Source organism: Flavobacterium fluviatile, from assembly GCF_010645065.1.
Taxonomy (GTDB): Bacteria; Bacteroidota; Bacteroidia; order Flavobacteriales; family Flavobacteriaceae; genus Flavobacterium; species Flavobacterium fluviatile.
In genome coordinates, this window is the sequence record NZ_JAADZW010000116.1 from 1 (window position 1) to 518 (window position 518).

The following is a 518-nucleotide window of genomic DNA, read 5'->3' on the forward strand; positions in this document are numbered from 1 at the left end:
AAATACAAGCCACTTCATGGGGTGGTTTTAATCAAGAACAATTTTTTAAAAATGATAAATAGTATAACAGTAAACGAACCAATAATTATGAATACAACAGAAACAATACAACCAGATTTAACAAAATTTTCAGCTGCTGAATTAAAAGCAGCATTAGCAAAAGTAGAACCGAAAGAACGCGAGGAAAGGGAAACTTTCAAAGATTTAGTTACTGAAACTGTACCAAAAGCCGTATTTGAATTATGCACGGCTTCAGAAGTAATGAGTAACGCGAAAACGAGAATTTTTAAATATTTTGAACAGGTATTAGACCTTAAAAATAAAGTTTACGGATTAAAAGAAAAGAGACAATCGCACACTTTTTCTACTGATAAAGAAACAATAACGATTGGTTACAGAATCAATGAAGGATGGGATGACACCGTTACCGCAGGTATAGCTAAAGTAGAAAATTACATTTCGTCACTTTCAAGAAATGAAGAAACTGCGGAATTGGTTGAAATGCTTTTCGGTTTACT

1 pseudogene is annotated in these 518 nt (G+C 32.6%); it reads left to right on the forward strand.

The features are described from left to right. Positions 1-51: 51 nt before the first annotated feature. Positions 52-518 (forward strand): annotated as a pseudogene (locus GXM17_RS21525) (hypothetical protein); the annotation flags it as partial.